This window comes from Agromyces sp. 3263 (genome assembly GCF_031456545.1).
GTDB lineage: Bacteria > Actinomycetota > Actinomycetes > Actinomycetales > Microbacteriaceae > Agromyces.
The window spans coordinates 195264-207881 of the sequence record NZ_JAVDUV010000001.1 but is presented as its reverse complement, the minus strand read 5'-3'; the positions used below and the strand labels follow the sequence as shown (position 1 = coordinate 207881).

General features: G+C 72.2%; 6 protein-coding genes. All 6 read left to right on the top strand.

Going from position 1 to position 12618, the window contains the following annotated elements:
- Positions 1-121 precede the first annotated feature (121 nt).
- Genes J2X63_RS00980 through J2X63_RS00955 form a run of 6 tightly spaced genes read left to right on the top strand, consistent with a single transcriptional unit; the run spans position 122 to position 12616 of the window.
- Positions 122-1540, top strand: a complete 1419-nt coding sequence (locus J2X63_RS00980) for a serine/threonine-protein kinase (RefSeq protein WP_309972960.1) — start codon at positions 122-124, stop codon at positions 1538-1540.
- Positions 1537-7413, top strand: coding sequence for an Ig-like domain-containing protein (locus tag J2X63_RS00975; protein ID WP_309972958.1), 5877 nt, complete (start codon positions 1537-1539; stop codon positions 7411-7413). The genes J2X63_RS00980 and J2X63_RS00975 overlap by 4 nt, the downstream gene beginning before the upstream one ends.
- Positions 7414-7426: 13 nt before the next feature.
- Positions 7427-8398 carry a MoxR family ATPase gene (locus tag J2X63_RS00970; protein ID WP_309972956.1) on the top strand — a complete coding sequence of 324 codons (972 nt, stop codon included), beginning with the start codon at positions 7427-7429 and terminating at the stop codon, positions 8396-8398.
- On the top strand, positions 8395-9720 hold the full coding sequence (locus J2X63_RS00965) for a DUF58 domain-containing protein (protein WP_309972953.1): 1326 nt from the start codon (positions 8395-8397) through the stop codon (positions 9718-9720). Before J2X63_RS00970 ends, J2X63_RS00965 begins: the two co-directional genes overlap by 4 nt.
- Complete coding sequence (locus J2X63_RS00960) at positions 9717-12032, top strand: DUF3488 and transglutaminase-like domain-containing protein (RefSeq protein WP_309972951.1); 2316 nt, start codon at positions 9717-9719, stop codon at positions 12030-12032. Before J2X63_RS00965 ends, J2X63_RS00960 begins: the two co-directional genes overlap by 4 nt.
- The gene (locus J2X63_RS00955) at positions 12029-12616 is read left to right on the top strand and encodes a hypothetical protein (protein ID WP_309972949.1); all 588 of its coding nucleotides are present in this window, start codon (positions 12029-12031) and stop codon (positions 12614-12616) included. Before J2X63_RS00960 ends, J2X63_RS00955 begins: the two co-directional genes overlap by 4 nt.
- The last annotated feature ends 2 nt before the right edge of the window (positions 12617-12618 follow it).

Genomic DNA, 12618 nt, shown 5'->3' with positions numbered 1-12618 from the left:
GATGCCGCGTGCCCGCGGCCTTCTGCACAACCTCAGGTGCGGCATCCGCGGCCAATCTACAATGGGGGCACCGGGCGCCCGCCGGACCTCCGAGCGCCGACGCACCCGAGCTGGGAGGAACGTGACGAGGCGCCTGCCGTCCACCCCGCCGAACCTGCCCGGGTTCGCGTTCATCAGGGTGCTCGGATCCGGCGGATTCGCCGACGTGTTCCTCTACGAGCAGAACATGCCGCGACGCCTCGTCGCCGTCAAGGTGCTCCTCGCGGAGGTCGTCAACGACGAGCTCAGGCAGATGTTCCAGGCCGAAGCGAACCTCATGGCGCAGCTGTCGTCGCACCCGTCGATCCTCACCGTCTACCAGGCGAGCGTCGCCGCCGACGGACGGCCCTACCTCGTCATGGAGTACTGCTCGTCGACCCTCGGCCAGCGGTACCGGGCCGTGCAACTGCCGCTCGCCGAGGTGCTCTCCATCGGCGTGCGCATCGCGAGCGCCGTCGAGACCGCGCACCGCCAGGGCGTGCTGCACCGCGACATCAAGCCCTCGAACATCCTCACGACCGCCTACGGACATCCCGTGCTGTCGGACTTCGGCATTGCGTCGACCCTCGGTGAGGCGGAGACCAGCGAGGCGGTCGGCCTCTCCATTCCGTGGTCCGCGCCCGAGGTGCTGCACGACGACGTGTCGGGCACCGTCGCGAGCGAGGTCTGGTCGCTCGGCGCGACCGTCTACTCGCTCATCGCCGGTCGGAGCCCGTTCGAGGTGCCGGGGGGCGACAACGGCACCGCCGCCCTCATGGGGCGCATCGAGAAGGCCAAGCCCGCCCCGACGGGCCGCGTCGACGTGCCGCGCAGCCTCGAACGCGTGCTCGCACGGGCGATGTCGAAGCGGCCGCAGGATCGCCAGGCCAGCGCGCTCGAGTTCATCAGGGACCTGCAGGCGGTCGAGGAGGAGCTCGGGCTGCTGCAGACGCCGCTCGAGGTCGCCATGGACGACTGGGCGCTCGCCACGGCCGTCGACCTCGACGAGCGCACCCGCATCGGCGGGCAGCACGCCGTCGCCGACGCGAAGGGCTCCCGTCGCCGCACCCGCCGCTCGGCCCCGCGCGGCTCGGGCACCATCCTGAGGACGGACACCCGGTCGCACGACGACACGACCGGCCGCGCCCGCACCGCGCCGCCGACCACGAAGCGGGTCGTCTGGGGAATCTCGATCGCCGCGGCGCTCATCGTCGTGCTCGTCGGCGCCGGCGTCTTCGCCGCGGTGCAGGGGGCACGCGGCATCCCCGTCGTCACCGACGTGCACGGCACCGCCGCGGGCACCACGGTGACCTTCACCTGGGACGATCCCGGCATCGAGGGCGGTGACGCGTACGTGGTGGCCGTCGACGGCGTCGCATCCCCCATGCAGCGGGATGCGAGCTACGTGGTGACCGTGGCAGACGGCGACCGCGTGTGCGCCACCGTCACCGTCACCCGCGACGGCAAGTCCGGTGCGCCGAGCGCGGAGCGCTGCGTCGACGTCGAGGAGGGCGTCGGATGATGCGGGTCCCGCAGCTCGGACGGCACCGGTCGGCGCTCGCCACGATCGGGGCGGTCACCGCCGTCGTCGCCGTGGTGGCCGTCGTCGCCGTGGCCTCGGGCGGGTACGCGGCGCAGCGGATGGACCTCGGCGACGCCTCGGTCTGGGTCGTGAACGACGAAGCGCAGTCAGTCGGCCGGGCCAACACCGCCATCCTGGAGCTCAACTCGGTCGTCGAGACCGGTGGATCCACGTCCGACATCCTCCAGCAGGGCGCGACGGTGCTCGTCCTCGACCAGGACCGCGCGAGCGTCGGCATCGTCGATCCGACCACGTCGAAGATCACGAAGTCCGTCGCGGTGCCCCCCGACGGGACGACCCTCGCGCTCGCCGGCGACCGGGTCGTCGTCGCGTCGGGCGGTGCGGTGTGGTCCGTGCCGGCCTCCGGATTCGCGGACTTCGACAGCGACGCCGAACCCTCCCTGACGTTCGGAGCGGGCGCCGTGACCTCGGTCGATCCCGCCGGGGTGCTGTTCGCCTACACGCCCTCGACGGGCGACGTCGCGCGCGTCGACGCCGCCGATGAGGAGACGGTCGCCGAGCGTTGGCAGGCGCGCCCGCTCGACGGCGATCCCGAGGTGCAGATCACGTCCATCGGCGAGCGGTGGGTCGTGCTCGACGCCGATTCGCGGCGCCTCCTCCTCGACGGGCACGAGGTCGACCTCTCGGGGGTGCTCGGCGCCACCGACGACCCGGTGCTCCAGGTTCCGGCGCGCTCCGGCGATTCGGTCGCCATCGCGTTCCGGGGCGGCGTCATCAGCGTCGGCCTCGACGGCGGTGAGCCCCGGGTCGTCCACGAGGGCGTGAACGGTGCGCCCGCCGCGCCGGTCATGCACGACGGCTGCCTCCACGCAGCCTGGGGCCGGGATGCCTGGCGCTCGTGCGCGCCGGACGATCCCGGCGACCTCACCCGGCTCGAGGGTGCCGCCCCCGGCAGTGCGCTGGCCTTCGCGGTGAACGGCACCACGCTCGTGCTGAACGATCGCAAGTCCGGCCGCACGTGGGCCGCCGCAGACGGCTACGCGCTCATCGACAACTGGGACGAGCTGCTCGCGACCCAGCACGACGAGGAGACGATCGAGGAGAACGATCCCGAGACCGAGCCGACCGTCGAGAAGACGCAGGCCCCGCCGATCGCCATCGACGACCATCTCGGGGCCCGACCCGGCCGCTCCACGCTGCTGCCCGTGCTCCTGAACGACTACGACGCGAACGGCGACGTCCTCGTCGTCGACGCCGTCGACGGCGAGCTGCCGCCGGGCGCGCGACTCGACCGCGTCTCGAACAACCAGCAGCTGCAGCTCACGCTCGACGAGGCCGCATCCGGCACGCTGTCGTTCGGGTACACCGTCGGCGACGGCCGTGGCGGAACCGCGCACGCCGTCGCGACCGTCACGGTGCGCGATCCCGAGGACAACTCGCCCCCCGTGCAGCAGCGGGAGAACCACGCCTCCGTCGAGGTGGGAGGGCGCGTGACCACGGCCGTCCTCGGCGACTGGCTCGACCCCGACGGCGACCCGTTCTTCCTCGAGTCCGCCGCCGTGGACGCGCCCGATCGCCTGTCGTCGACCGCAGAGGGCATCGTCGTCTTCGACGAGGCCGGCGGCGCCGGAGCAAGCCGCACCGTTGGGCTCGCGGTCTCCGACGGCCGCGCCACCGGCAACGGCGTGCTCACCGTCTCCGTGCGCGCACCAGGAGACGTCGCCCTCATCGCCGAACCGTTCGTGGAGCTCGCCACCGCGGGCGAGGAGATCAAGATCGATCCGCTCCGGCACGTGCGCGGCGGCTCGGGCACCTACCGGCTGAGTGCAGTGCCGGCCAAGCCCGACGTGCAGGTCGTGCCCGATTTCGACGGGGGCAGCTTCCGCTTCACGAGCGCCGACGTGCGCACCCACTACCTCGAGTACTCGGTCACCGACGGCACGCAGACGGCCACGGGCCTCGTCCGCGTCGACGTCTCGGCCCCGCCCGACCGCGACACGACGCCGATCACGGTGCCGCACACGGCGTTCCTGCGCGTCAATCAGCCGGTCGACGTCGACGTGCTCGCGACCGATATCGACCCCACCGGCGGCGTGCTCATCGTCACGGGCATCACGGACGATGCCGCCGACGAGGGGGTGCGTGTCGAAGTGGTCGACCACCGGATTCTCCGCATCACGCTCGACCGACCGCTCGCGACCGGGTCCGCCACGGTCGGCTACCGGGTGAGCAACGGGCTCGCCGAAGCCGACGGCCAGGTGACGCTTGTCGAGGTGCCGCTACCGAGCCGGGCCCAGCCTCCGGTGGCCGCGCCCGACACCATCGCCGCTCGCACGGGCGACGTCATCGACATCCGGGTCCTCGACAACGACGAGCACCCCGACGCCATGCCGTTCACGCTCGCCCCCGAACTCGACCAGGAGCCGGCCGGCGGGTTCCTGTTCGCCGCGGGCGACCGGCTGCGGTACTACGCGCCCGACGAGGCCGGCGAGTTCCAGGCGACCTACCGCATCGTGGCGTCCGACGGCCAGTACGCGACGGCGACGGTGAGCATCTCTGTCCGCGACGCGGACCCCGAGACCAATTCGGCGCCGGTCCCGCCGTCGATCACCGCACGGGTGATCGCCGGCGAGAAGGTGCGGATCCCCATCCCGCTGGGCGGCACCGACCCCGACGGGGACTCGGTGCAACTGCTCGGTCAGGAGTCCAATCCCGAACGTGGCGCGGTCACCGCGCGCGGGGCGGACTGGCTTGAGTACCAGGCGGGCGACTACTCCCCGGGCACCGACACGTTCCAGTACTCCGTCGTTGACGCGCTCGGCGCGCGTGCAGTGGGATCCGTCCGGGTCGGCATCGCGCCGAAGTTCGACGGGGCCCGCCTGCCGATCGCGGTGGCGGACGAGGTCACGGTCCGCCCCGGGCGCACCATCTCGGTGCGCGTGCTCGACAACGACTCCGATCCCGATGGGGGCTCGCTCGAGATCACGAAGCTCGAGCCGAACACCGATGGGGCGACGGGTGAGATCGACGGCGACACGGTGCGGGTCGAGGTCCCCGACGTCGAGGGCGAGACGGCGTTCGTCTACACGATCCAGAACGAGCGGCTGGGCACCGCCTCCAACTTCCTGCGGGTCATCGCCGACGACGACGCGCCCCTCGCGCGCCCCGAGGCATCCGACACCGTGCTGAGCCTGAGCGACATCCTCGACGAGGACGTGGTCGACGTCGAGGTGCTGCGCAATGTCTTCCTCGCCGACGGCGACGCGGCAGACCTCACGGTCGGGCTCGTGGCGGGCTACGACTCGGGCGCACAGGTGCGACGCGACGGCAGCATCCGCGTGACCGTCGAGGACCGTCGCCAGATCATCCCGTTCTCGGTGAGCCACCCCGAGGATCCGAGCGTCGTCTCCTACGCGTTCATCTGGGTGCCGGGCCGCGACGACGCGCTGCCGCAGCTGCGCCGGGACGCGCCCGACGTGGAGGTGCGAAGCGGTGCGGAGGTCGTCCTCGACCTCGACGACTACGTCATCGCCGCATCGGGCCGTCCGGTGCGCATCGCCGATGAGGCCAGCGTGCGCGCCTCGCACAGCGACGGCACCGACCTCGTCGTCGACGAGGACACGGTGCGGTTCCGCAGCGAGAAGGGCTACTTCGGCCCGGCATCGCTGTCGATGACGGTGACCGATGGCGAGTCCGGCACTGACCCCGCCGGCCGCACCGGCACGATCGTCATCCCCATCGACGTGCAGCCCACCGAGGACCAGCCGCCCACGTTCGTCGGCGGGGTGATCGACTTCGAACCCGGCCAGTCGAAGACCATCGACCTCGTGAAGCTCACGACCTACCCCTACCCCGAGCACCTCGACGAGCTGGCCTTCCGCATCCTCGAGCCGCGGCCCGACGGGTTCTCGCTGTCGCTCGACGGGCAGGAACTCACGATCGCGGCCGCCGAGGCCACCCGCACCGACGGCAGCAGGCCCACCGTCTCGATCGCCGTGCGCGACGACGCGCACGAGGGCACGGCCGGCCGCATCGAGCTGCGCGTGGTGCCCTCGACTCGGCCCCTCGCCCAACCCGCCCCCGACTACGCCGTCACGGCCCGCGGCCGCACGACCACCATCGACGTGCTCGCGAACGACCGGGGCACGAACCCCTTCCCGGGCACGCCCTTGCGCGTCGTGCGGGTGACCGGGATCGGCGACGACCTGCCCGCCGGCGTGCGCGTCGTTCCGAGTGCCGACCGGTCGACGCTCACCGTCGACGTCGATCAGCGCGCCGAACCCATCAACACGACCCTCCAGTACCAGGTGGCCGACGCGACGGAGGATCCCAGCAGGTACGCCTGGGGCTCCGTCACGATCTCCGTGCAGGACCGGCCCGATCCGGTGACCCAGCCGCAGGTGACCGGATTCGGCGACCGCACCCTCGACGTCGCCTTCGGGGCGGGCGGCTTCAACAACTCGCCGATCACCGGCTACGAGATCTCCCTGGTCGACGCCGTCGGAGGCGAGGTGCTCGACACCTCCTCATGCGCGGCGACGACCTGCACCGTGCCGACGCCGGGGAACGGGCAGGGCAACGCCGTGCGCGTGCGCATCCAGGCCCGCAACGACATCGGCCTCTCCGATGCGGTCGAGGCACCGGGTCCCATCTGGTCCGACGTCATCCCGCCGCCACCGGCTGGTCTCCGCGCGCTTCCACTCGACGGGCGCCTCCGCATCGAGTGGTCGCCGGTCGACTCGGGCGGCGGCAGTGAGGTGGGCTCCTACGTCGTGAACGTCGCCGGCGTCTCGAGCGAAGTCGACGCGGGCGCCGCCTGCACCGCCACGCTGTGCGCCACCGAGTCCCAGGGCATCGCGAACGGCACGCAGGTCCCGTTCACCGTCAGCGCCCGCAACCAGGCGTACCCCGCACTCGCGGCCTGGACCGAGGCCGGGGGCACCGGCACGCCGTTCGGGTCGCCGATCGCAGGCGACATCTCAGTGGTCGGCGACGCGGCCGCGGGCACCGTCACGGTCTCGTGGTCGCCGTTCGAGGGGAACGGCGACGCGATCGGCGGCTACTTCGTGCAGCGGCTCGCCGACGGGCAGACGGGCGTGCCCTCCGGTCCGCAGGCCTGCTCGGTCACCTCGCCCGCGCCCGGCCAGGTCCTCGCTCCTGCCAGCGGCGGCTCCGTCGCCGAGGTCGTCCAGGTCGGGCCGGATGCCTCGAGCGTGCAGTTCTCCGGCACGGTGACCGAGTCGACGCGGTACTCGTTCGTCGTCTGGGGATTCAACCGTGCCGCCTGCGTGAACACCGAGGTCGCCGGCATCGTCGTGCGCCCGGCACCGGGTGCCGTCAACAGCGTGCAGAGCGACATGTCGTGGATGAACGAGGAGACGTGGGACCGCTACATCTCGAGCGTCGACGCGGGTGCGCCTCGCCTGCAGATCGTCGCGGTCGACGGCAACGGCGCGCAGCTCGGACAGCCGACGGACTTCCGAGGGTCGGGCTGGCTCCGCGCGCTCCTCAACCGGCCGTTCGGCGAGTCCGCTCGCTTCCAGGTGCGTTCGTGCTCGGTCTGGGGCAGCTGCGGGCCGTGGTCGGCGATCATGCCGTCCAGCGCGAGCCCGTCGCTGACGTTCGCCTTGCCGAGCCGGGTGTGGGATGCGGCGTCCAAGACGTGGTCATGGGCGGCCGCCCCCGACAACTCCGGCCTGCCCGCCGCATTCAGCTGCGGCACCGAGGACGGCCGCAACTCGCGGAACGCGCAGTCGGCGAACACCTGCCAGGTGCCCGACGCGAACGAGGCCGACCGGGTCTGGTTGGATGTTGAGGTCGCGGGTGTGACCGCCAGGTACTGGAACCGATGAGCGAGGAGCAACGATGACGATGACCCCCGAGGAGGCGACGCGCTTCGCCGCGAACCTCGACCGACTGGTCGGTGCGGTCGAGGAGGTGCTGCTCGGCAAGAACCGGGTCGTGCGCCTCGCGTTCACGGCGCTCCTCAGCGAGGGCCACCTGCTGCTCGACGACGTGCCCGGCACCGGCAAGACCTCGCTCGCGCGCGCCATGGCCCAGTCGGTCGCGGGCACCAGCAACCGGGTGCAGTTCACGCCCGACCTCCTGCCGGGCGACATCACCGGCGTCACCGTCTACGACCAGCGCAGCGGCGTGTTCGAGTTCCACCCCGGTCCGATCTTCGCGAACATCGTCCTCGCCGATGAGATCAACCGTGCCAGCCCCAAGACGCAGTCCGCGCTGCTCGAGGTGATGGAGGAGGGCCAGGTCACCGTCGATGGCCGGACGCATCCGGTGGGGCATCCGTTCATGGTCATCGCGACCCAGAACCCCGTGGAACAGGCGGGTACCTACCGGCTGCCCGAGGCGCAGCTCGACCGGTTCCTCATGCGGTCGTCCATCGGCTACCCCGACCACGCATCCACCATTCGCATCCTCGAGGGCGCCGACCAGCGGGCGCACGACCAGCGGGTGCCGTCGCAGCTCGACGCCGCCGAGATCGTCGACATGGCCGCCCTCGCGCGCACGGTGTACGTCGACCCGACCATCCACGACTACGTCTCCCGGCTCGTCGACGCCACCCGCACGGCCCGCGAGGTGCGTCTCGGGGTCAGCGTCCGCGGCGCGCTCGCGCTCATCCGCGCTGCCAAGACCCACGCCGCCGGGCGCGGACGACACTACGTCGTGCCCGACGACGTCAAGGCGCTCGCCGAGCCCGTGCTCGCGCACCGCCTGATCCTCGACCCCGAGGCCGAGTTCGACGGCGTGACGACCTCGAACATGATCGCCCAGGTGCTCATCGAGACGCCGCCCCCCTCCAGCAGGCAGGCCGTGTGAGTTTCACCCAGACCCGCACGACGATCCCCGAGGAGGCCAAGACTCAGGGCCTGCTCGCGGTCGTCATCGGTCGCGGCGTCGCCGGCGTCCTCGCCGCAGCGGGCGTCGTCGCGGGCTGGGCGCGGGCCGTGCAGGGCGTCGTCACGCCGGTCGGCTGGGCGACCATCGCCGGCAGCGTGGCCGCGCTCGCCGTCGGCTACGCCTGGGGCTGGGCTGAGTTCATCGCGATCGGCTGGGGCCTCGCCCTGCTCGTCGCAGCGGCATCCGTCTGGCTGATCGGTCGCGGTGCCTCGACGATCGAGCTGACCCTGCCGACACCGCGGGTGGTCGTGGGCGAGCACGCCGAGGCCCGGCTCGTCGCGGCGAACCCCGGACGACGGCGGTTCGGTGGCGTGCAGCTGGAGCTGCCCGTCGGCGGCAAGGTGCTCGAGCGGGTCCTGCCCGGCCTGCCGAAGGGCGGAGCGTTCGACGAGCAGTTCCGGATTCCCACGGACCGGCGGGGCATCGTCCCGATCGGACCCGCGCGGACCGTGCGAGCCGACCCGGTGGGGCTGATGCGGCGCGAGATCGTCTGGTCGCAGACGGTCGACCTGCACGTGCACCCGCGCACCATCGCCATCGCTGCCCTCAGCTCGGGCTTCATCCGCGATCTCGAGGGCTCGCCGACGCGCGACCTCACGGCGAGCGACATCGCCTTCCACGCATTGCGCGAGTACGTCCCGGGCGACGACCGCCGATTCATCCACTGGAAGAGCTCGGCGAAGACCGGCACGTTCATGGTGCGCCAGTTCGAGGAGACGCGCAGGAGCCGGCTGATGGTCCTGCTCGACCTCGAACCCGGCGCCTACGTGGACGACGGGGAGTTCGAACTCGCCGTGAGCGCCGCGGCCTCCGTCGGCGCTCGCGCCATCCGCGACGCGCGGACGGTGTCGTTCGTGGTGTCCGGCCGGAGCCACGACGGCATCGCGTCACGCATCAGCGGCATGCGTGAACTCCCGACCGTCTCGCGTGACCGGCTGCTCGACGCGCTCTGCGTGGTCGAGCCCGACGAGCAGGCCGTGCTGCTGCCCGACGTCGCCCGGGCCGCGGCCGAAGGACTGCCCGGGCTCTCGCTCGCGTTCCTCGTGAGCGGCACGGCCCGCGGCGTCGCGCCCCTTCGCTCGGCCGCCTCCCGCCTGCCCGGGGGCGTGGAGGCGGTCGCCGTGCAGTGCTCGCCCGAGGGCGAGGCCACCGCTCGCACCGTGGCCGGGCTGACGGTGTTCGGCATCGGCTACCTCGAGGACCTCCGCTCGATGCTCGCCAGATCGGCGTCGGTCACATGAGCACCGCACGTCGGCCGGTGCCGACGCGACGATTCTGGTCGACCGCCATCAGCGTCGCACTCGTGGTCGCCATGCTCACGGCGGCGATGATCCCCTGGTGGCCGGTCTACGAGAGCCCGGCGTTCCTCGTCGCGGCCGGTGTGGCGATCGTCGCCGGGTCGGCCATCGGCATCGCCGGCGCGACCTTCCACTGGCCCGCCTGGGCGGTCGTCATCGTCTTGTTCGGCGCATACGTACTGCTGGGCGTGCCCGTCGCCGTGCCGAGCCGCGCCATCGGGGGAGTGATCCCGAGCCCGCAGGGCCTCGTCGAGCTCGTCGCGGGCGCAGCCCTCTCGTGGAAGCAGCTGGTCACGATCGCCGTGCCCGTCGGCTCCTACCAGGCGCTGCTCGTCCCGCCGTTCCTGCTGGGCCTCGTGGCCTCGACCTGCGCCGTGACCATCGCGCTGCGCAGCCGGCGGCCGGCGGCGGCCGTCATCCCGCCGGCGGTCCTGCTCCTCACCGGGATCGCCATGGGCGTGGTGCACGCGGCCCTCGCCGTCGAGACGGGCCTCATCTTCCTCGTCACGGCCGTGGCCTGGCTCGTGCGCGTCGCGATCGCCAACCGCCGCGCCATCACGAGCGGCAGACCCGTGGAGGCGGCGCTCGCCGACGCCCGCCGTGTCCTCGGCGCGTCGGCGATCGTCGCCGTGGCGCTGATCGGCTCGGCCGCGGCATCCGTCGCACTGCCGACTCCGGCGCGCAGCGTCGTTCGCGCCGAGCTTCAGCCGCCGTTCGAGCCCCGCGCGCAGCAGAGCCCGCTCACCGGGTTCCGTGCGGCATTCGAACCCGACGTCGCCGACGACGAGATGCTGGCCGTCCGCGGCCTCCCGCCGGGGAGCGGGCTGCGCATCGCGGCCCTCGACACGTACGACGGGATCGTGTACTCGGTCGGCGGCACCGACGGCACGGCCGAGTCCGGTCGATTCACCCGCGTGCCGTATCGGCTCGACCAGACCGACGTCGAGGGCGAGCAGACCGAGATCGAGGTGGAGGTCCTCGGCTACTCGGACGTGTGGGTGCCGGGTATCGGGCAGCTCGAGCGCATCACCTTCGCCGGACCGCGCGCCGAGGTGCTCGCCGACGGGTTCTTCTACAACGACGTGACGGGAACCGGGGCGATCAGGGCCGGCCTCGCCCAGGGCGATCGCTACACGGCGAGATCGGTGACGCCCGTGCGGTCCGAAGCGCTCGCGGAGCTCGATCCGGGCACCAGCGTTCTTCCCGCCGCGCCCGACCTGCCCGACGGGTTGTCGGAACTCCTCGACGCGTGGGCTCCCGCGTCGGAGGAACCCGGTGAGCGACTCCGTGACATCGTCGACGGGTTCCAGCGCGACGGGTTCGTGAGCCACGGGGTCGGCGACGAGGAGCCGAGCCGATCGGGCCACGCCCTCGACCGACTGGACGAGCTCGCGAACGTTCGCCCGATGCTCGGCGACGGCGAGCAGTACGCCGTCGCCGCGGCGCTGATGGCGAGGGAGATCGGCTTTCCGGCGCGCGTGGTGGTGGGATACCTCGCGTCACCGGATGCCGCAGCAGCCGACTCGGCTGCCGACGCCGCCGACGACGGCACCGTGGTGTTCCGCAGTCGGGACCGACAGGCGTGGATCGAGATCCAGACCTCGGATGGCGCATGGATCCCCGTCAACCCGAACCCGGAGGTGCGCGACATCCCCGAGCGCGAACCCGACCAGCCCACGGTCGTCTCGCGCCCCCAGTCGGCCCTGCCGCCACCGGCCGAGCGTACGCCCGTCGAGGAGCTCGACTCGGACCCCGACCTCTCCCTGGACGAGCCCGACGACAGCGCCGAGCCCTGGGTCGCCGCGCTGCTGGCCGGACTCACGATCGCCGGGTTCGCGGCGCTGGGACTCGCCCTGCTGATCAGCCCGTTCCTCGCCGTCATCGTCGCCAAGATCCGGCGACGCCGGGTGCGCCGCCGTGCACCGACGCCCGTGGAGCGCATCGAGGGCGGCTGGCAGGAGTTCGCGGACACCGCGGCCGACTACGGCTACCCGATCCGGCCGAACACGACCCGTGCCGAGCAGGCCGCCACGGTCGGCGGACTGGCACCGCTCGTGCTGGCCTCCGTCGTGGATCGCGCGGTGTTCGCGCCCGACGGTCCGACCGACGGAGACGACGAGCGCGTATGGGACGTGGTCGACGAGCTCCAGGAACGACTCGGCGCGCCCCGCAGCCGCCTCGAGCGACTCCGTGCGGCGATCTCCCTCACCTCGCTCGGCGGGTACGCTGTCACGCGGAGAGGAGCCAAGCCGTGACGTGTGCGATCTGCGGGGCGGAGCTCCCCGAGGGGGCGATGTTCTGCGGCGACTGCGGCAGCTCGACCTCCGCCACACCCGAGTCGCGTCGGCGAACCGACCCGCGTCCCGGTGATACCACGGCGATCGAGCGCCCAGCACGACGCAACAGCGGCGTCATCAGCATCCCGGTGGACGGATTCCGGGGAGCGTCGGCGATAACCGGGCCGGACGCGCCCACCGCCGACCGCGCGGTCGAAGACGTCGATGCGGTCGCGGCTCCGACCTTCGTGCTGGCGTTCAGCACCGGCGAGACGCGCACGGTCTTCGGCACCGGGCTCATCGGTCGCAAACCCCTGCCGCAACCGGGGGAGCGGTTCGACCATCTCGTGCAGATCGCCGATGGTTCGCTCTCCGTCTCGAAGACCCATCTCGAGTTCGGCGAGCACGAGGGGGTGCTCTGGATCGCCGATCGGTTCTCGGGCAACGGTACGATCGTGCGTCGTCCCGACGACGGGGCCGTGAGGTGCGAGCCCGGACGGCGATACCTCGTGCCCCGGGGCAGCCGGGTCGAGCTCGCCGAGCAGTCGTTCGTCGTGGCCTGATC